This window comes from Planococcus sp. TJ-307, from assembly GCF_058268435.1.
Genome location: NZ_JBZDOJ010000006.1, coordinates 1 through 20,255, shown reverse-complemented (window position 1 = coordinate 20,255; position 20,255 = coordinate 1). Strand labels below are relative to the sequence as shown.

Genomic DNA, 20,255 nt, shown 5'->3' with positions numbered 1-20,255 from the left:
GTGCCAGTAAATGCCGATTATTTCAAAAATCACGCAGGGAAAGAAAAATCCTGAAAGGTACAATATTTTTTTTGAAGATAAGTATGCTTTTAGCGTGGATGAAGCGGTGCTTGTCAGGCATCAGCTCACAAAAGGGAAAGAGTTGGACCAATGGACCATCGAAGAAATTAACTTCGAGGATGAAGTCCGCAAAGCCTATAACAAAGCTCTATACTATCTTGGGTTCCGAATGAGGAGCGAAGGAGAAGTACGCCAGAAACTGAAAGAAAAAGAATACGGAGATGCCGTAATAGATGAAGCTGTTAAAAAATTGTATACGCATAACTTTCTGGATGATCAGCAATTCTCAGAGGCGCTGATGCGGACGCAAATCAAATCGGGCAAAAAAGGTCCGCGTTCAATTCAGCAGGATATGCAAAAGAGAGGGATTGACAAGCAAATGCAAAAAGATGTTCTGGATTCTTATTCCGAGGAAGAACAATTGGAAATTGCCAAAGCCCTTGCAGAAAAAATTGCACTTAAGGAAAAGATGAAAACACCAAGTCAAATCCACCAAAAAATCAGCGATACGTTGCTGAGAAAAGGCTACAACTATTCGCTGATTAAACTAGCGATTGCAGAGCTGGACCTCGAAAAAGATGACGATCAATGGTCGGAAATTGTCGCAGAACAAGGAGATAAATTATGGCGCAAGCACAGTTCGAAACTGACAGGCTATGATTTAAAGTCAAAAGTTAAACAGGGGCTTTACCAAAAAGGTTTTCCTGGTGAAGTGATCAATGATTACCTGGATAAAAAGGAGCTTGAAGATGACTGAAGAAAAGCGCTATAGCGATATGACAGAACATGAACTTCGCGGGGAGATTGCACGTCTGAAAGAAAAAGCCCGAAAAGCTGAACAGTTAGGCATTGTCAATGAGTTTGCTGTGCTGGAGCGAAAAGCCGTAATGGCAGCAGCTTATCTTGTAGACCCTGCTGATTTTAAAAAAGGAGAAGTATACCGCATTGAAGGAGACCCCAATGTCTATTTCCAAATTGATTACTTAAAAGGCCTTTTTGCCTGGGGGTATCGCATGGGTGGAGAAAAACATACAGAGGCGCTGCCGATTTCCATGTTGCGTCCGTTAAAAGAAGGGAAGTAAGCAGATGAAAGAAATTATTGATCAATTAACAATCGAATTAATGGAAAAAAATCCGAATTTATCAGAAGAAAAAGCACGGATTTGGATAGAGTTATTGGCTTCTGACTTTGAATCTTCCTACGCTAAAGCTGGATACGACTATCAGGGAACAGCGGTTGTGGAAAAAGTGATGCGCCAGTGGATTGACAGCTATGGCGACAAAATACATGAGTTTGCGAGCACCAATCCCAAATACACACACTTGCTTAAAGATTAACGAAAGAGTTTTAAAAGCTTGGTTTCTATACTGTTAAGTTTGCTCAAGCATAAAAAAGAAAACGCGCACCTTGAGGTGTGCGTTTTCTAATTGTGGCTAAAATCCAATTTTTTTCTTAGCTTATCTTCACTGAAGATCCATCCAGTGTAGGAATTGATGATTTTAAACTCTTTGTCCAGATGCGCCACTGCAACAAAAGGATAATAATCGTTGCTGCGGTAACGCAGATCAATGAGTCTTACTTCAAACACATCTCCGTATTCATTAATCTCCCAACGGTACAATGGTGAAAAGGAGATGAATGCGGCGATGTTCTTATCTTTTAACGCTGCTTGGATCAAGCTGTTCTCAGGCAACTCTTTTTTCATAAACTTATCATAGATATTGATGGTCCGACCGTATGCTCGGCCAACGTAATGGTGGCGGTCTGTATCTGCAGCTACCCGCCAATGGAAAAAGCGCATCGTTGGTGCGACAAAAACTTCTGCGGCCCCCGGAATCGTATTTCGCACGGCATGCTTGATGGCAGCCTGCACCGCAAATCTTGCAATATAATAGAAGAGCATAGCAACATACAAAATGCCAACAGTCCAAACAGGGTCGGCACCAAATGCCCAAATCGTTAAGGCCAGCACATGTGCTCCAAAAATGATGGGGTCAAACGTGTTGATCACGCCAAGTGCAACCCACCGATTGGAAAATGGACGGAGAGCTTGAGTCCCATACGAATTGAAGATGTCGACAAACACATGCATAAAGACGGCTAGAAAAGTCCAAAGCCATAGGTGGAGCAGATTGGCTTCTGGAAAAATAAGAGATAGCCCGCCCGCAATCAATAACGGCCACGTCAGTACTGCAGGAATCGAATGGGTAGCGCCACGATGATGCCGGATATATACGGCGTTGTCGCGAAGTTTTAGGACGGTGTCAACGTCCGGTGCTAAAGAACCGATAATGACACCGGAAACAACTGCGGTCATGGTGACGGGGTGGCTGGCGACAGCCGGATCGGCCATTGCGAGGCCGCCAAGAGCAATGCCCATGACGATATGCGTTCCTGTATCCATTGCCTCATTTCCCCTCTCTAACGAAGTTAATTTTCCCCCACTTTTACGGACAGCAAAACTCCCACTTGAAGGTGGGAGATCCACTGACCGTAAAAGTCTGATTGAAGTTTCTCTTTATGGGGAATTGAAAAGTTTTGTTAAAATAAACTCATTCCTCACTTCCGTATATACCCGAAACGTGATTGGAATAATCAAACCGAATGGAGGCAGACCTTATTAATATAGAAAAGATGCAATTTCAACATGACTTGATCAGCTGGTTTGCGGCAGAAAAAAGAGATTTGCCTTGGCGACGAACAGCAGATCCTTATCAAATCTGGATCTCAGAAATTATGCTGCAGCAAACACGAGTAGATACGGTTATCCCTTATTATAAACGCTTTATCGAGAAATTTCCTACTTTGAATGACTTGGCTGAAGCCGACGAACAAGTCTTGCTGAAGCAGTGGGAAGGGCTGGGTTATTATTCCCGGGCACGCAACCTCCAGGCCGGAGTCAAAGAAGTAGCTGAGAACTATGGCGGAATTGTTCCGAATAACCGGAAAGAAATTTCTTCTTTAAAAGGTGTTGGCCCTTATACAGCAGGTGCGGTCTTGAGTATTGCATACGGTGTTCCGGAGCATGCCGTAGATGGCAATGTTATGCGTGTATTATCACGCATCCTGCTGATAGAGGAAGATATCGCCAAACCGAAAACACGAAAAATCTTTGAAGAAGCTGTTACCGAAATCATCAGCCATGAAGACCCTTCATCATTTAACCAAGGATTGATGGAGTTGGGTGCCTTAATCTGTACGCCTACTTCACCAAAATGCTTGTTGTGTCCAGTCCGTGAACATTGCGCCGCTTTTCACGAAGGCAAGCAGCATGATCTGCCAATCAAAACCAAAGCGAAAAAAACAAAATCACTGCAATACGCTATGGTTGCAATCCGCAATCAAAACAAAGTGCTGATGGAACAGCGTCCGACGACTGGATTGCTGGCAAATATGTGGCAATTCCCGATGCTGGAAACGACAGCAGATGTGCTGCCGCTCGAAATCGAAGAGCAGCTGTCTGAAAGTTTGAAAGGCGTGGTGGACAAAGCCGAGAAAATTACTTCTTTCAAACATGTCTTTTCTCATTTAACATGGAATGTGGATGGCTTTATTGCCGACAGTGAAAACATTGTTGCACCTGCTCATATGAGATGGGTGACAGCCGAAGAATTGGATTTATTGCCGATTGCAGGACCGGTCCAAAAAATGAAAACAGCTTTACAGCAAAGAGGAGATGTTTGATGATGACAGAACAAAAAGTAGCATTGGTGACAGGCAGCAGCAGAGGTCTCGGCAAGGCGATGGCGATTGCTCTTGCAGATCAGGGGTATGACATCGTTGTCAATTATGCACGCAGCAAAACCGCGGCACTTGATACCGTAAAAGAAATCGAAGCAAGAGGACAAAAAGCTTTATTGGTCCGTGCAAATGTCGGAGATGTCGAGAAGCTCCGCGGCATGTTTGAGACCATTAAAGAAGAATTTGGCCGCCTGGATGTTTTCGTATCGAATGCAGCTTCCGGTGTGTTGCGCCCAATCATGGAATTGGAAGAGTCTCATTGGGATTGGACTATGAATATCAACGCGAAAGCGATGCTGTTTGGCGCGCAAGAAGCAGCGAAATTGATGGACAAAGGCGGCAAAATCGTTGGCATCAGTTCACTTGGATCGATTCGTTATTTGGAAAATTATACAACGATAGGAGTTTCAAAAGCAGCGGTAGAGTCCATTACACGCTACTTAGCTGTTGAACTGGCACCCCTTGGAATTGCTGTCAATACAGTGTCTGGCGGAGCGCTTGATACAGAAGCATTAAAGCATTTTCCAAACCGTGAAGATTTGTTGAACGATGCCCGCGTCAATACACCAGCAGGCCGAATGGTCGAGATTGAAGACATGGTCAAAGCTGCTTTGTTCCTGATTTCTTCTGATTCAGATATGATCCGAGGCCAAACAATTATTGTGGATGGTGGGCGTTCGGTCGTCATGTAATCCCTTGGTTCTTCTGCCTTATTGCTGTATGTTTTCAGAATTGATTGATATAATACTGAAATAGCAGATAAATAAAGGCTTAGACAAGAAGGTGGGATAGTACATGGCGATTCCTGCGGAGGGTGAAACAATCCAAATCCACAGTTACAAACACAACGGCCGAATCCACCGTGTCTGGCAGGAAACAACTGTACTGAAAGGTACGAACAACATTGTAATTGGTGCAAACGAACGGACGCTAGTGACAGAATCCGATGGCCGAACCTGGTTGACGCGTGAGCCGTCAATCTGTTATTTCCACGCAGAGCATTGGTTCAATATCATCTGTATGCTCCGAGACGACGGTGTTTATTATTATTGCAATGTCAGTTCCCCATTCGTTTATAATAATGGCTCGTTAAAGTACATCGATTATGACTTGGATGTAAAAGTGTTTCCAGACATGTCTTACACGTTGTTGGATGAAGACGAATATGAAGACCATAAGCGGCAAATGGGTTATCCTGAAGTGATCGATCAAATTCTCCATCGAAATGTGGAGAAGCTGATTGGCTGGATCAAACAGCGCAGAGGGCCATTTGCCCAGGACTTTATCGAAGTATGGACGAACCGCTATGAATTTCATAGATTAAACCGGATTCGTGATTAAGATGAAAACCTGTTGCTTGCCAACAGGTTTTTCGTTTTGAATAGAATGGAGTGAAAGTGTTGAGCAGTATGAAACGCTATATGCAATTCGTCAAACCGTATTATTGGCAAATTGCGCTAACGATTTTTATCGGGATATTCAAGTTTGCGATTCCGCTTTTTATCCCATTGCTGATTAAAATCGTCATTGATGACATTATCGGTGCGGATGCACTGTCGAATGCTGAAAAGCTGGAACAACTTTATTTATGGCTTGGAGGAACGGCAATTGTCTTTTTCCTCCTGCGCCCACCAATTGAATACTATCGCCAATATTATGCACAGTATGTCAGCAATAAAATCCTTTACGACATCCGCGGCTATCTTTATGGCCATTTGCAGCGGTTGAGCTTGCGCTATTATGCCAATACACGCGCAGGTGAAATCATTTCACGCGTCATTAATGATGTCGAACAAACTAAAAACTTCGTTATGATTGGATTAATGAATGTTTGGTTGGATCTCGCAACAATTCTGATCGCGATCATCATTATGCTGACGATGGACGTATCTTTAACTATCGTGGCGTTGTTGGCATTCCCGTTCTACGCATTCAGCGTCAAGTATTTCTTTGGGCGGCTTCGCGACTTGACCCGGGAGCGTTCGCAAGCTTTAGCCAATGTTCAAAGCTACTTGCATGAGCGTGTGCAGGGCATGAGTATTATCAAAAGTTTTGCACTTGAGAAGCATGAACAGAAAATTTTCAATGACACAAACGATCAGTTTCTGGAAAAAGCCATCGACCATACGAAATGGAATGCCAAAGCATTTGCGGTCGTCAATACCATTACGGACGTTGCGCCTTTATTGGTTATCGGCTATGCCGGTTACCAAGTGATTGAGGGCAATCTGACGCTGGGTACGATGGTAGCATTTATTGCTTACATTGAACGGCTTTATAATCCACTGCGCCGTTTGGTGAATTCTTCAACGACGCTGGTGCAGTCACTGGCCTCTATGGACCGCGTTTTTGAGCTGATCGATGAAGATTATGATGTGACCGACAAGGAAAAAGCGCGCGACTTGAAAGTAGTCGACGGCAAACTGGAATTCCGCAACGTTTCTTTCCATTACAATGATGGCGGATCGGAAGTGCTGACGGATTTAAACTTTACCGTGAAACCGGGAGAAACGGTCGCATTTGTCGGAATGAGCGGCGGCGGGAAATCGACCATCGTCTCGCTGATTCCTCGATTCTACGATGTGACAAGCGGCGGCATCTACATGGATGACCACGATTTGCGTGATGTGACGACCCATACTTTGCGTGATCAAATCGGTTTGGTTTTACAAGACTCCATTCTCTTCAGTGATTCTGTGAAAGCCAATATCCTAATGGGGAAACCCGGAGCAACGGATGAAGAAGTAATCGCAGCTGCGAAAGCAGCCAATGCGGACGAATTCATTTCGCAGCTTCCGGAAGGCTATGACACGAAGGTCGGAGAGCGCGGCGTGAAATTATCCGGCGGGCAAAAACAGCGTGTAGCGATTGCACGAGTGTTCTTGAAAAATCCCCCAATTTTGATTTTGGATGAAGCCACATCTGCCCTCGACCTTGAAAGTGAAGCATTGATTCAAGATTCATTGGAGCGTTTGGCACATGACCGGACGACGCTTATTGTTGCACATCGTCTTTCGACGATTACTCATGCGGACCAAATTTTAGTGATTGATCACGGCAAACTTGCCGAAAGCGGGACGCATAATGAACTAATGAAACAACAGGGCGTTTATTCTAGCTTGTTCCAAGTTCAGCATTTTAATTGATTTTTTCTCGAAGCCTCCAGTTTTTGGAGGCTTTTTTCTATGCTCCCAATTTTCTGCAGACTAAAAAAGATATTGCATTAATAATACTATTACGTATAATTGAAAGAAGGAGAATAATCTGAATCATTTTTGTGCAAAAGGGGGATCATCATGAACGAACGCAAAACCATCTTAGACGTTAAAGGTTTGAAAACATCCTTTTTCACAGATGATGGAGAGATACCAGCAGTAGACAATGTAGATTTTTACATACGAGAAGGTGAAGTCCTTGGCATCGTCGGTGAATCAGGATGCGGGAAAAGTGTTACCTCACTATCGATAATGGGGTTGGTTCCAAGTCCTCCAGGAAAAATTACAGGAGGCGAAATTTTATTTCAGGATAAGGATTTGACAAAATTATCCGAGAAAGAAATGAGGGGAATCAGAGGCAACGATATTGCGATGATTTTCCAGGAACCGATGACTTCGCTCAATCCATTGTTCACGATTGGCGATCAACTTCGTGAAGCAATCAAAATCCACAAGCGGGATTGGTCGAAAAAACAAATTCAAGAACGCGGCATCGAAATGATGAAGTTGGTAGGTTTGCCACGTCCGGAAGGATTGATGAAAGAATATCCGCATCAGCTTTCAGGCGGCATGCGCCAACGAGTCATGATCGCAATGGCCTTGTTATGCGACCCGAAAGTATTGATTGCAGATGAACCGACAACAGCACTTGATGTCACAATTCAATCGCAAATTTTGAAACTGATTAAAAACTTAAATGAACGCTTGAATACGGCTGTTTTGTTAATTACTCATGATTTAGGGGTAGTGGCCGAAACTTGTGAACGGGTTGTTGTCATGTATGCGGGCAAGGTGGTTGAAGAAGGTCCGGTCCATACCATATTCAACGATCCGCAGCATCCATATACGAAAGGTTTGCTGGAATCGGTTCCTGATATGCGTTTTAAAAAAGAGCGTTTGTACTCAATTCCTGGCAACGTTCCAAAGCCGGGAACGATCAAAACGGGCTGTAAGTTTGCTGCGCGCTGTGAGTTTGCGTTTGACCGCTGCATAGGAGAAACGCCGGAACTGTACCAAACAGCGGATAATCACCAAACCCGTTGTTTCCTATTTGATCCGAAGGAGGTACAGTCGCATGACAGAACCGTTGTTAAAAGTTGAAGGGCTGAAAAAGTATTTTCCGATTAAATCAGGCATCTTAGGCAAAGTCAGCAACCATGTAAAAGCAGTAGATGATGTGTCATTTACTGTTCAAGAAGGTGAGACTTTGGGTATTGTTGGCGAATCAGGCTGTGGGAAATCCACGACTGGACGCATGCTGATGCGCCTTCTGGAACCAACAGAAGGAACCGTAACCTTTGATGGCCAGGAATTGACCAGCTTGTCCAATAACGATATGCGCAAAGCACGCCGGGATATTCAGATGGTTTTCCAGGATCCATATGCGTCATTAAATCCTCGCCACACGATTGAAAAAATACTGATGGAGCCGCTCAATGTCCACGACATTGGCGACCCGAAAGAACGCAAAAAGAAAGTTCACGAGTTTTTGGAAATTGTTGGCCTGAGCAGCTATCACGCAAAACGTTACCCGCATCAATTCAGTGGTGGGCAGCGTCAACGGATCGGCATTGCACGTGCCTTGATGACAAATCCAAAACTGATTATCGCGGATGAACCTGTATCAGCACTTGATGTATCGATTCAGGCACAGGTTTTAAACTTGATGCAGGATCTACAAAAAGAGCTGAAGCTGACATATATTTTCATTGCCCATGATTTAGGGGTGGTTCGCCATATCAGCGATCGTGTCGGAGTTATGTATCTCGGGCAAATGGCAGAGCTTGCGAATACCGAAGACTTGTACGAAAAACCATTGCATCCCTATACACAAGCTTTATTAGCTGCTGTTCCGGTACCTGACCCTGCGTTCGTCCGGGAAGAAGTCGTTATTACAGGAGATGTTCCAAGCCCGGCAAATCCACCGAGCGGATGCAGGTTCCATACGCGTTGTCCGTTCAAAATGGATATTTGTTCACAGGCTGCGCCAATTTTTGCAGAAGTTGAAAAAGGTCATTCTGTAGCTTGCCATCTTTACGAAGAATGCAAGCCGCAATGATAATAAATAGAAAAAATGGAGGGGTTAATTTGGGGAAGAAAAAGTTCTTAACATGGGCATTTCTGTTGCTGTTATTAGTATCGACAGCTCTTTATGGCTGTAGCTCTGATGATGCATCAGAAAACGGCGAAAGCGGCAGTGAAGGTGAATCTGCAGAAGAGAAAACATTGATTTTTGGGCGCGGAGGCGATTCGGTATCTCTTGATCCAATTACAGTTACAGACGGTGAATCTTTTAAAGTGACAAAAAACATTTTTGATACATTGGTAAACTTCGGTGAACAGGATACAGAAATCGAACCTGCGTTGGCTTCTGAATGGACAGCTTCCGAAGATGGCTTGACGTATACATTCACATTGACAGAAGGCATTAAATTCCATGATGATACTGATTTTAATGCAGAAGCAGTAGTGAAGAACTTTGAACGCTGGGCAGCTGGTGACGGCGAACAATTCCCTTATTACGGTTCTATGTTTGGCGGATATGGCGATGATGAAGGACATGTTATCGAATCTGTTGAAGCAACAGGTGATTATGAAGTGGTCTTCACGTTAAAACGTCCTCAGGCACCATTCCTTAAAAACTTGGCAATGAGCCCATTTGCGATTGCATCACCAACTGCATTTGAAGCAGCAGGCGATACTTTCGGCGATAATCCAGTCGGGACAGGACCATTCGAATTTGTTGAATGGAAACGCAATGACACAATCACAATTGCAAAATTTGATGATTATTGGGTAGAAGGCGAGCCGAAATTGGATCAAGTGGTATTCCGCGCGATTCCAGATAACTCAGCTCGTTTAAACGCTTTACTATCAGGAGAAATTGATTTGGCAGACGGAATCACACCTTCTGATGGTGCGACAATCGAAGCAGATGAAAACCTCCAATTGTTTGAACGTCCATCTATGAACGTTGGCTACCTTGGCATGACGGTAACACGCGAACCTTTCGACGATCCTTTAGTGCGTCAGGCATTTAACCATGCAATCGATAAGCAGGCACTTGTAGACGCATTTTACGAAGGCCGTGCTGAAGTAGCGAAAAACCCGATTCCACCGGTAATCAGTGGCTATAACGACAGTATTGAAGGTTATGAATTTGATCCTGAACGTGCAAAAGAATTATTGGCTGAAGCTGGTTTCCCAGACGGCTTTGAGATGGAACTTTATGCAATGCCAGTTCCACGTCCATATATGCCGGATGGCCAAAAAGTGGCAGAAGCCATTCAAAAGAACTTGGCTGATGTTGGCGTAACTGCTGAAATCGTGTCATTCGAGTGGGCGACTTACCTTGAAAAAGCTGCAAACGGAGAAGCTGATGCATTCCTATTGGGATGGACTGGCGATAACGGCGATGCCGACAATTTCCTTTATGCATTGCTTGACCAAGACAATGTCGGTACAAATAACTACACATATTACGAAAATCAAGAACTGCATGATGTCTTAATCCAGGCGCAATCAGAAGTAGACGAAGACCTGAGAAATGAATTGTACATGCAAGCTCAGGAAATCATCCATGAAGATGCTCCGTGGGTACCGCTTGCGCACTCTACCCCGCTACTTGCTGGTGGTAGTAACGTAATCAATTTCAAAGCACATCCAACAGGTTCTGACAAATTGGCTTCAGTAGATTTAGAGTAGGCAATACTCAGGGAGGAAGTCGGATGATTTCCTCCCTTTTTTCTTCCTGTTATACATATTGCAAGAGATGGAGAGGTGAAGAAGATGCTTCACTATATCGGCAGGCGGCTTCTACAGTTAATCCCAGTTTTACTCGGTATGACATTTATCGTATTTATGATCATCCGCGCAATTCCTGGTGATCCTGCACAAGTCATCCTTGGCCAGCAAGCATCCGAAGAAGCGATAAAAGCATTACGAACAAATTTGGGGTTAGACAATCCCTGGTACATTCAGTACTTTGATTACTTAAAAGGACTGGTAACAGGAGATTTAGGAGAGTCACTTCGTACACGAACTCCAGTAGTAGATGAAGTATGGCCTTATTTAGCGGCAACAATTGAACTTTCTTTATTTGCTATTATTATTGCAGTTGTAATCGGAATCAATGCAGGCATTATTTCAGCCTGGTTCCAGAACTCTTGGTTTGATTACACGGCAATGATCGTTGCATTGATTGGTGTATCTATGCCCATCTTCTGGTTAGGTTTAATGAATCAATGGATTTTCTCTATTGAACTTGGAATTCTTCCAACAACGGGGCGTGAAAACGTTCGGGATCCTGTAGACGTCATCACCAATTTTTATGTAATTGATACCTTAATTGCAGGAGACTTCGATCAATTGGCTACGGTTTTGAAACACCTAGTATTGCCGGGAACGGCGCTAGCGACAATACCGATGGCGATTATTGCCAGAATGACGCGTTCAAGTATGCTAGAAGTGATGCGATCAGATTATGTCCGCACGGCTCGTTCGAAAGGCTTATCGATGTTTTGGGTCGTTTACAAGCACGCACTTAAAAACGCCATTATTCCTGTATTGACGATTATCGGACTTCAAATGGGACTGTTGCTTGGCGGAGCCATTTTGACAGAAACCATTTTCGGTTGGCCTGGAATTGGACGGTATATCTACGAAGCAATTGGCTTCCGTGATTATCCAGTTATTCAGTCAGGCATTTTAATTGTCGCGTTTATCTTTGTTATGATCAATCTATTTGTCGATCTGCTATACGGCTTGGTCGACCCACGCATTAAATATGATTAGGAAGGAGGAGACGTACATTGGCTGAAACAGTAATCAAACAAGAAGAAGCGGAAATGCAAAAAGTCGCAGGTCCTTGGAAAGAAGCTTGGCGTGGTTTTCGCAAAAGTAAAGTAGCCGTTGTCGGAATGGGGATTGTCATTTTCTTTATTCTGCTCGCCATTTTTGGACCGCTTCTTACACCGCAAGGCATCAATGAACAAAATCTGTCTCAACGGCTTATGCCTCCTTCTTCTACAAATTGGATGGGGACGGACGATTTTGGCCGGGATATCTTATCCCGTGTTGTATACGGCGCTCGAATTTCATTATGGGTCGGATTTTTAGCGGTAATCGGTTCGGTGGTTGTCGGAAGTATTCTAGGAATTTTAGCTGGTTATTACGGGCGCTGGGTGGATACAATTATTTCCCGCATCTTCGATATCATGCTGGCATTCCCAAGTATCTTATTGGCAATTGCAGTTGTATCGGTTCTTGGACCGTCATTGCGCAACGCTTTGATCGCGATTGCAATCATCAACGTACCAAACTTTGGCCGGTTGATCCGTTCCAAAGTATTGAGCATCAAAGAAGATGAATACATTATGTCGGCAAAAGCAATCGGCATGAAAGATAATCGGATTTTGGTATCGCATATCCTGCCAAATTCGATGGCACCAGTTATTGTCCAAGGGACACTCGCCATTGCGACTGCTATTATTGAAGCGGCAGCGCTTGGGTTCCTTGGACTTGGGGCACAGGCTCCATCACCAGAATGGGGCAAGATGCTGGCAGATTCGCGTTCGTATTTGACGAATGCGCCTTGGACCATGATTTTCCCTGGGGTTGCCATCATGTTAACCGTGCTTGGTTTTAACTTAATGGGCGATGGTTTGCGCGACGCATTAGATCCGCGAATGAAGTCATAAAAAAAACGTGTGAGGCCCATGGCCCCACACGTTTTTTTATATCGCGTCTTCAAGATCGCTGTCAACTTCTTCTGAATGGTAATTCAAGTATGCAATAATCAGCAAATCCAAATGTTCCAGTTGTTCTTCGTAATCCAATATTGCCGATAGCACATGCATTAAATGATAAACCGAAAACTCATCATCATTTTCTTCGTGTGCCAAATTGATTTCTTTTACAAAAATGGTCATGACTTCATTGCGTTTCATAATGGCATCTGCACCAGATCCTTCGCTATGATCTGGCCGCAGTTTGCCGACGTATTTCATGTAAAGCTGTTCGTGGTAGCTCGCTAAACTTTCCAGTCGCTCTTGGACCATCATGTGAAAGTGCTCGGGTAGTTCCATCAATTCATTTTCAAAGCGATTCAAACGCCTCAAAACTTCCAAGCTTTTTTTGGAGGTGGCAATCATTTGACGATAAAGCACCAATTTACGTGCTTTGGCATATTGTTGTTTTTTGGTGTAGCTGCGTTCTTCCTTGTAAAACAAATACCATTGATCGACTTTTAATAGCTTTTCCGTTAATTTTTCGATATCTTCTTTAACCGATGCATGATCAGATGCGTGGCGGATCGATACTCGGATCCAGCGAATGACTTCTTCGCTGACCTCATGGATGGACGTGAAGAGCCGTGTTTCGTATTTGGGTGGCAGGAAAATCATGTTCACCACAAAGGCCGATAGAATACCAAGCATGACCGTACCGATTCGCAGAGAAGCAAATGTCAAGAAATTACTGGAGTGGGAATCCATAATGATGATAATGGTGACCAGAGTTAACGGAACGGTATTTTCCAGTTTTAACTTCAACATAAGTGCAATCGCTAAAATTGCGGCCGCACCGATCGTTAAGTAATTGCTGCCAAGCGTCAAGACGAAAATAATAGCAATGGCTGCGCCAATCAAATTTCCGTAAATCTGATCGAGCAAAGTAAGATAAGAGCGATAAATAGAGGGCTGGATAGCGAAAATAGCCGCGACGCCGGCAAAAACAGGAGAAGGCAATTCCAATAAGTTGGCCAAAAACAAGGCCAAAGAAATGGCCACGCCGGTTTTTAGAATACGTGCACCTAATCTCATTGACTCAAGGACTCCTTCCTCATAATATGATTTTTACTAATTATAACTGTTTAAATGCTTCGCGGACGGCTTGAATGGAAACTTCCACATCTTCTTTTGTATGTTCAGTCGTTAAAAACCACGCTTCGTACTTGGAGGGAGCCAAATTAATTCCTTGTTCGAGCATTAATTTAAAGAAGCGGCCAAAGATTTCCCCATCCGTTGCTTCTGCTTGTTCGTAATTTTCGACGGTTACATCGGTAAAGTAAATGGTCAGCGCACCTTTTAATCGATTAACGGTAATGGTCACACCAAATTCTTTAGCAGCAGCTAAAATGCCTTTCTCAAGCTGAGCGCCGAGTTTGTCCATTTTCTCATAAACGCCTTCTTCGCGAAGTACTTCTAAACAAGCAATGCCGGCTTGAATTGATGCGGGATTGCCTGCCATCGTGCCTGCTTGATAGGCAGGTCCTAAAGGAGCTACTGTTTCCATAATCTCTTTTTTCCCGCCATAAGCGCCGATTGGAAGCCCACCGCCGATGATTTTTCCAAGTGCTGTCAGGTCCGGCACTAATCCAAGCATGTCTTGAGCCCCGCCGTAATGGAAGCGGAAAGCTGTGATGACCTCATCATAAACAATCAAGGCCCCTTTTTCATGAGCAATGCGGTGAACTTCCTCGAGGTAGCCTGGTTTCGGTTCAACGATTCCAAAGTTCCCGACAATCGGCTCGACTAAGAGACAGGCAATTTCTTCGCCCCATTGCTCCATTGCTTCTGAGAATGCCTGCGGATCGTTGAAAGGAATGGTGATCACTTCTTCTGCGATTGATTTTGGTACGCCAGCCGAATCCGGTGTACCGAGTGTCGCAGGACCCGACCCGGCAGCGACAAGAACCAAGTCGGAATGGCCATGATAGCAGCCAGCAAATTTCATGATTTTGGTCCGGCCGGTATAAGCGCGTGCTACACGGATCGTCGTCATGACTGCCTCGGTCCCGCTGTTGACGAAACGAACACGATCCATGTTCGGCATTGCTTGTTTCAGCATCTTGGCGAAAGTGATTTCGTGGCGCGTTGGCGTACCGTACAACAGTCCGGTTTCTGCTGCATGTGTAATGGCCTGCGTGATATGCGGGTGCGCATGTCCGGTAATAATGGGACCATAAGCCGCCAAATAGTCGATGTATTTATTGCCGTCAACGTCCCAAAAATAAGCGCCTTTTCCACGTTCCATGGCGATGGGAGATCCGCCGCCTACCGCTTTAAAAGACCTGGATGGGCTGTTAACGCCACCTACGATATGTTCTAATGCTTCTGCGTGAAGTTCCTCTGATGTCGAATGATTCATTGGGTAAATTGCCTCCTATTGATTAATCTATTCCTTATTGTAGACAAAGTCGTTCGGAAACGCCAAAGAAATTGAAACTGGCGCCCTGGTTCGGTACGATAGAGAAAAGAAAAGGAGTGATGAAGATGGCTGCATTGGAAGGTACACTGGCACCAGAATTCTCATTAAAAAATGAGGCAGGAGAAACAGTTTCACTGAAAGATTTTTCTGGCAAAAAATATGTGGTTCTTTATTTCTATCCAAAAGATATGACACCTGGCTGTACAACACAAGCATGTGATTTTCGTGATGCACAGGCAGATTTTTCAGCACTAGATGCCGTTATTTTGGGTGTCAGCGCCGATTCAGAAGACCAGCACAATAAGTTTATTGAAAAACATGGCTTGCCATTTTCGCTCTTGGTAGACGAAGATCACCACGTTTCGGAAGATTATGGTGTATGGGTTGAAAAAAATATGTACGGCAAAAAATTCATGGGCATTGAACGCGCGACCTATTTGATCGATCCGACAGGAACGGTAGTAAAAGAATGGCGCAAAGTAAAAGTTCCGAATCATATTGAGGACGTACTGGAAACTTTGAAAACGGTCAGCAATCAGTAAGAAAGGGGACAAGCATGGAAATTCTCTTTACATTTATTCCAAAAGAAGATCAACAGCAGAGACTGAAAACTGAATTTCCGCAAGTTGAATTCCATTTTCTTTATAAAGACAAAACGCGTTTGGCGTCTGCCGACATTATTGTGACGTACGGGGAAGACCTGACAGCAGAAGATATTGCAACTGCTGAAAAAGTGCAATGGATTATGGTTGCCAGTGCCGGCATTGAAAAGCTGCCTCATCAAGCTATTGCAGAACGCGGCATAACTGTATCCAATGTGAAAGGCATCCACAAAATACCGATGGCTGAATCTGCTTTGGCTCATTTATTGTCGGTAAAACGGTCACTTCCGGCGATTTATGAAAATCAGCGCAACCAGGAATGGAATCGAAAAGTCCGTTCATCCGAGTTGCATGGGTCGACAGCGCTCATTCTGGGGCCTGGCGCCATTGGTTCTGAAATCGGCCGTTTGCTTCAAGCGTTCGGTGTCCGTACAATCGGCTGCAACCGTTCTGGAAAACAAGCTTCGCATATGGATGAAATGGTCTCTTTTGAAAATATTTTGGACAAGCTTCCCCAAGCAGATTATGTGCTTTCAATTTTGCCGAGTACCGAGGAAACGAAATACTTGTTAACAAAAGACCATTTTAGCGCAATGAAAAACACCGCCATTTTCATGAACTTTGGAAGAGGAGACTTGGTGTCGGATGACGTTCTTCTTGAAGCGCTGCAAAAAGAAGAGATTGCCTATGCGGTATTGGATGTTTTCGAGCAGGAACCGCTGCCGGCAAATCATCCTTATTGGGCGATGAACAATGTAGTTGTGTCGCCTCATGTTTCCAGCCACTCCGGCAAGTATGTGGAACGCGCACTGGATCTCTTTATTCCGGATCTCAAAAAATGGCTCGCTGACCAAAGCGTCCCGGCAAATCTGGTCAATATGGAAAAGGGGTATTGAGCATGAAAATTTACACGAAAACTGGCGATAAAGGAACGACTTCACTGGTTTATGGCGCACGGATTGCAAAGAACGATGCGGTAGTTGAGGCATATGGAACGTGTGACGAAGCGAATTCATTGATCGGCCTGGCAATTGGGCACATGAATGCCGAGTTTTTTGAGGAAAAAGAAGCGCTTTGCGAAGTTTTTCATGAAATCCAAACGACTTTATTCCATGTAGGCGCCGAACTGGCTACGCCCAAAGGAAAAGAAGTGAAATGGAAATTAGAAGAACAGGATATTTTTAAGCTCGAGCAATGGATCGATCTGTACGATGCTGAGGTTCCGCCGCTCAGCAACTTCATCCTGCCGGGAGGTCATCCGTCCGGTGCCGCTCTTCATGTGGCACGAACAGTTGTCCGAAGAGCTGAACGTACGGCTTTGTCGATTGGGTCCGATGTTCCCCCGAACGTTCTGGCTTATTTAAATCGCTTGTCCGACTTTTTGTTCGTCGCAGCACGTCTAGTTAACCAACGTCTTGGGCGTAAAGAAAAAGGGCTGCACGAAAAATAAACCGAATCATGCGTGGCAAACGGCGGCACTATAGTGATTTCTTGACATCCACCACACTCATTAGGTACACTGTTTATAACGATTATAATGTAAGAATATCTATGAAGTGAGGTGCACAGCGATGTCTGAAGTAAAATTAAAAGACGCGCTTGATGCTTTGAAGTCAACAGGTGTAAGAATCACACCCCAACGCCACGCGATTTTGGAGTACATGATTCATTCTACAACGCACCCAACAGCGGATGACATTTATCGCGCGCTTGAAAAAACGTTTCCTAATATGAGTGTTGCAACTGTTTACAATAACTTACGCGTGTTTAGAAAAGCGGGACTGGTCAAAGAATTGACGTATGGAGATTCTTCAAGCCGTTTCGATTTTGTTACACACGACCATTATCATATTATCTGCAACGATTGCGGAAAAATAGTTGATTTCCATTATCCAGGACTGGATGAAGTTGAACATTTAGCTTCCCATGTCACAGGATTCCAAGTAGATTATCATCGCCTCGAAATTTATGGAACATGCCAGGGGTGCTTAGGAAAAACGGCAAAAGCCCAATAATCTTGTAAGCAAAGAAGCTTCTCGCTAGCTAGCAGGAAGCTTCTTTTTTGATGCAAAAACACCCAGCGAAGTTTTGATTCGCCGGGTGTTTTTATTGTTGTGAACTTTTTTTGTTGTAGTCCTGATCAAATTCTTTTCCTTCAAGCGAACGGTCCATCGTTAACGGCTCATTGCAGTGCATGCAGATATCTACACGGCCAAGCATTTTTGTATGTTTTCCACAATTAGGACATTGGACGGGAACAGTTTTCATAGACAGCAAACCGATCCAACCGTAGACAGCTGTACTTCCGATAATCGCGACAACACCCAGCAGCATGAAAATTACCATAACAACAGGATAATTTCTGAAATAAATGCCGACATACATGATGACGATTCCGATGAAAATAAGCGCTAATGCAAACGTCCGAATGCGATTGATTTTATTTTTATAAGGTTTCATGGTTTATTTCCTCCTTGCATCCATCATACTATATCATAAATACCCTTAAAAAGTGATATCGGTTTTCAAATGAAGGAATTGGCAATAAATATGTCGAAATAAAGAAAAGCGGAAGCCAGTACACCTGGTTTCAATGTCTGAGAAACAGAGAACGGGAATCCCGGCAGACTAAAGGGGAAATCGAACGCGCTGCAGTTCATTGGCATTCATGCTGTTTGGTTTATAGCGGAATGCGATAAAGACAGCAAGGAGTGAAAATTGATGGAACAAATCCTACGACCCATTTATCAGGAACGCGCCAGCCAAGAAAGTACACTTGGGGTGATTCTAGTAGAGAAGAGAGAAAAGGTCAGCCAGATAACAGACACCTTTGATTCGATTCTGCTGATCATCACCAAGGAAAACGAAACACCTGTTTTTACTAAGCATTATACGTATCTAGATAAAAAGGCCGCTATGCACATCGTTACGGAAAAACAACTACATAAATGGCTGTTGCTGGGCACGAACCGGAAAATCGTTGACTGGCTTTTTTACGGCCGTGTTATTTATGACCGCAATGAATTCATGGAAAAGCTGAAAACGGAATTGAAAGACTATCCGTTCTATGGCCGGAAAATTAAGATGGGCATAGAATTTGCCAAGCTGATACGCCGCTATATGGAAGGGAAAGTTTTCTTCGAAGAAAAAAATTACATGGATGCCTATCATCACATGGTGGAGTCATTGCATCATTTAGCGCGGCTGGCTGTGCTTGAAAATGGGTTGCCGCCAGAAGTGACGGTCTGGTCTCAGGTGAAGCAAATGGAACCTGCTATCTATAAGCTTTACGAAGAATTGATATCCAGCGACGAGCCCATCGACAAACGTCTGGAACTTTTATTTCTGGCTAGTGAGTTTTATATCCATTCACGGACGCAGGACGGCGCTCTCCATATAAGAGAAGTTATGGAAAAACAAAGCAGTTGGACTATACAGGAATTGCACGAACAGGAAGAGTTAAAAAACTATTCGTCTAATCTGGAAGTATTTATCGAATACCTGATAGATAAAGACTTGATTTTTATTAACGGGGTTACCACTAAAAGTGAGGGGATCTTCCATCGCTATTATTATGTAAAAAAATAAAAAAGAGTGAGTGGTGATTTTTTTCACTTTTTCTTGGGAACGAAAAGTTTAGCATGGTGCATTTACTGGTGATTCAAGCTGGAGTTTTGTTTTAGTTAGATTGATAACTGAAAAAGCGGGTAGCATAATCCTGCTGCGGCACTTAAGAGTAAATAGATACGATGTTTCTTAATGAAGTATAATATGAAGGAAGTAGAGAAGCCCTTGCTGGAATCTGTCTATTCGGACTCCGTCAACGGCTTCTTTTTTCTGTGGCACCAATGGTTTAAAAAGTAAAGGAATAATGATTTATTGAGATGTTTGTTTTTTTATTTACGATGTTTAAACTTTTTTTGCTTTAATCGTTGACATTCTCCAATGAAATGTATTATGATAATACACGTCGCTAAGAGAAATTAAGTTTTTCGCAATAATAAAAAGGCTTGACTCTTTCATCAAACGGTGATAACTTAGAGAAGTTGCTTTTACAGGACGGACACATTGAACCTTGAAAACTGAACAGCAAAACGTCAACAAAACGCAACGGCCGCGCAAAACGGCCCGCGCAAAACTACTGATCAGCGTTATGCAGATCACGAGCGAATCGCGCGTCTTGTAGACCGCGAAACGCCAGCAAGTATTTGAGCAATCAATACTACTCTATAATGGAGAGTTTGATCCTGGCTCAGGACGAACGCTGGCGGCGTGCCTAATACATGCAAGTCGAGCGGAACTTTTGGAGCTTGCTCCAATCGTTTAGCGGCGGACGGGTGAGTAACACGTGGGCAACCTGCCCTGCAGATCGGGATAACTCCGGGAAACCGGTGCTAATACCGAATAGTTTGCCGCCTCTCCTGAGGC

At 43.9% G+C, this 20,255-nt stretch carries 21 protein-coding genes and 1 rRNA gene; 18 read left to right on the top strand and 4 right to left on the bottom strand.

All coding sequences use genetic code 11. The features are described 5' to 3' along the window. The first annotated feature begins 10 nt into the window (after positions 1-10). From recX to AC4EHK_RS17215, 3 genes are read left to right on the top strand one after another with little or no spacing between them, the layout of a single operon-like run. The gene (gene recX, locus AC4EHK_RS17225) at positions 11-817 is read left to right on the top strand and encodes a recombination regulator RecX (protein WP_490979988.1); all 807 of its coding nucleotides are present in this window, start codon (positions 11-13) and stop codon (positions 815-817) included. After that, the gene (locus AC4EHK_RS17220) at positions 810-1,142 is read left to right on the top strand and encodes a YfhH family protein (protein WP_490979987.1); all 333 of its coding nucleotides are present in this window, start codon (positions 810-812) and stop codon (positions 1,140-1,142) included. The genes recX and AC4EHK_RS17220 overlap by 8 nt, the downstream gene beginning before the upstream one ends. Positions 1,143-1,146: 4 nt before the next feature. After that, positions 1,147-1,398 (top strand): YfhJ family protein, encoded by a 252-nt coding sequence (locus tag AC4EHK_RS17215; RefSeq protein ID WP_490979986.1) that lies wholly within the window; start codon positions 1,147-1,149, stop codon positions 1,396-1,398. An 86-nt stretch (positions 1,399-1,484) separates the two neighbouring features. Here the strand turns inward: AC4EHK_RS17215 and AC4EHK_RS17210 are convergent, their stop codons facing one another. Next, on the bottom strand, positions 1,485-2,465 hold the full coding sequence (locus tag AC4EHK_RS17210; protein WP_490979985.1) for a metal-dependent hydrolase: 981 nt from the start codon (positions 2,463-2,465) through the stop codon (positions 1,485-1,487). Between the two features lie 230 nt (positions 2,466-2,695). On the opposite strand from AC4EHK_RS17210, the gene mutY reads away from it, so the two are divergent. The 9 genes from mutY (at position 2,696) to AC4EHK_RS17165 (ending at position 12,716) form a co-directional block, all read left to right on the top strand. Next, positions 2,696-3,745 carry an A/G-specific adenine glycosylase gene (gene mutY / locus AC4EHK_RS17205; protein WP_490980048.1) on the top strand — a complete coding sequence of 350 codons (1,050 nt, stop codon included), beginning with the start codon at positions 2,696-2,698 and terminating at the stop codon, positions 3,743-3,745. Positions 3,746-3,747: 2 nt separating this feature from the next. Beyond that, positions 3,748-4,494 (top strand): enoyl-[acyl-carrier-protein] reductase FabL, encoded by a 747-nt coding sequence (fabL, locus tag AC4EHK_RS17200; RefSeq protein ID WP_490980047.1) that lies wholly within the window; start codon positions 3,748-3,750, stop codon positions 4,492-4,494. A gap of 103 nt (positions 4,495-4,597) precedes the next feature. After that, positions 4,598-5,143 (top strand): nucleoside tri-diphosphate phosphatase, encoded by a 546-nt coding sequence (ntdP, locus tag AC4EHK_RS17195; protein WP_142829796.1) that lies wholly within the window; start codon positions 4,598-4,600, stop codon positions 5,141-5,143. Between the two features lie 59 nt (positions 5,144-5,202). Continuing rightward, positions 5,203-6,948, top strand: coding sequence for an ABC transporter ATP-binding protein (locus AC4EHK_RS17190; protein WP_490979984.1), 1,746 nt, complete (start codon positions 5,203-5,205; stop codon positions 6,946-6,948). A gap of 150 nt (positions 6,949-7,098) precedes the next feature. Continuing rightward, positions 7,099-8,118, top strand: a complete 1,020-nt coding sequence (locus tag AC4EHK_RS17185) for an ABC transporter ATP-binding protein (RefSeq protein WP_490979983.1) — start codon at positions 7,099-7,101, stop codon at positions 8,116-8,118. Then, a complete protein-coding gene (locus tag AC4EHK_RS17180; RefSeq protein WP_490979982.1) occupies positions 8,093-9,076 on the top strand; it encodes an ABC transporter ATP-binding protein in 984 nt (327 codons plus the stop codon). Before AC4EHK_RS17185 ends, AC4EHK_RS17180 begins: the two co-directional genes overlap by 26 nt. A gap of 29 nt (positions 9,077-9,105) precedes the next feature. Beyond that, positions 9,106-10,722 carry an ABC transporter substrate-binding protein gene (locus AC4EHK_RS17175; protein WP_490979981.1) on the top strand — a complete coding sequence of 539 codons (1,617 nt, stop codon included), beginning with the start codon at positions 9,106-9,108 and terminating at the stop codon, positions 10,720-10,722. Between the two features lie 84 nt (positions 10,723-10,806). Further along, the gene (locus tag AC4EHK_RS17170; protein ID WP_142829938.1) at positions 10,807-11,811 is read left to right on the top strand and encodes an ABC transporter permease; all 1,005 of its coding nucleotides are present in this window, start codon (positions 10,807-10,809) and stop codon (positions 11,809-11,811) included. A 53-nt stretch (positions 11,812-11,864) separates the two neighbouring features. Next, complete coding sequence (locus AC4EHK_RS17165) at positions 11,865-12,716, top strand: ABC transporter permease (protein WP_490980046.1); 852 nt, start codon at positions 11,865-11,867, stop codon at positions 12,714-12,716. Between the two features lie 36 nt (positions 12,717-12,752). Here the strand turns inward: AC4EHK_RS17165 and AC4EHK_RS17160 are convergent, their stop codons facing one another. Together AC4EHK_RS17160 and AC4EHK_RS17155 are read right to left on the bottom strand one after the other, a co-directional pair. After that, on the bottom strand, positions 12,753-13,838 hold the full coding sequence (locus AC4EHK_RS17160; protein WP_490979980.1) for an FUSC family protein: 1,086 nt from the start codon (positions 13,836-13,838) through the stop codon (positions 12,753-12,755). Positions 13,839-13,878: 40 nt separating this feature from the next. Then, a complete protein-coding gene (locus AC4EHK_RS17155) occupies positions 13,879-15,165 on the bottom strand; it encodes a glutamate-1-semialdehyde 2,1-aminomutase (protein ID WP_490979979.1) in 1,287 nt (428 codons plus the stop codon). Between the two features lie 125 nt (positions 15,166-15,290). Here AC4EHK_RS17155 and bcp point away from each other — a divergent pair, with 125 nt between their 5' ends. From bcp to perR, 4 genes are all read left to right on the top strand, one after another. Further along, positions 15,291-15,767 carry a thioredoxin-dependent thiol peroxidase gene (gene bcp, locus AC4EHK_RS17150; RefSeq protein ID WP_490979978.1) on the top strand — a complete coding sequence of 159 codons (477 nt, stop codon included), beginning with the start codon at positions 15,291-15,293 and terminating at the stop codon, positions 15,765-15,767. Positions 15,768-15,781: 14 nt separating this feature from the next. Beyond that, positions 15,782-16,723: a D-2-hydroxyacid dehydrogenase gene (locus AC4EHK_RS17145; RefSeq protein ID WP_490979977.1), complete on the top strand. Its 942-nt coding sequence runs from the start codon at positions 15,782-15,784 to the stop codon at positions 16,721-16,723. A gap of 2 nt (positions 16,724-16,725) precedes the next feature. Next, entirely contained in the window at positions 16,726-17,277 is a 552-nt protein-coding gene (locus AC4EHK_RS17140; RefSeq protein ID WP_490979976.1) for a cob(I)yrinic acid a,c-diamide adenosyltransferase, read from the top strand. 121 nt (positions 17,278-17,398) lie between these two features. Then, the gene (gene perR / locus AC4EHK_RS17135) at positions 17,399-17,842 is read left to right on the top strand and encodes a peroxide-responsive transcriptional repressor PerR (RefSeq protein ID WP_490979975.1); all 444 of its coding nucleotides are present in this window, start codon (positions 17,399-17,401) and stop codon (positions 17,840-17,842) included. A 91-nt stretch (positions 17,843-17,933) separates the two neighbouring features. Here the strand turns inward: perR and AC4EHK_RS17130 are convergent, their stop codons facing one another. Continuing rightward, entirely contained in the window at positions 17,934-18,287 is a 354-nt protein-coding gene (locus AC4EHK_RS17130; protein ID WP_490979974.1) for a YgzB family protein, read from the bottom strand. Between the two features lie 261 nt (positions 18,288-18,548). Here AC4EHK_RS17130 and AC4EHK_RS17125 point away from each other — a divergent pair, with 261 nt between their 5' ends. Both AC4EHK_RS17125 and AC4EHK_RS17120 read left to right on the top strand, forming a co-directional pair. Continuing rightward, positions 18,549-19,415: a nucleotidyltransferase-like protein gene (locus AC4EHK_RS17125; protein WP_490979973.1), complete on the top strand. Its 867-nt coding sequence runs from the start codon at positions 18,549-18,551 to the stop codon at positions 19,413-19,415. A 641-nt stretch (positions 19,416-20,056) separates the two neighbouring features. Further along, positions 20,057-20,255 (top strand): 16S ribosomal RNA (locus tag AC4EHK_RS17120); the annotation flags it as partial.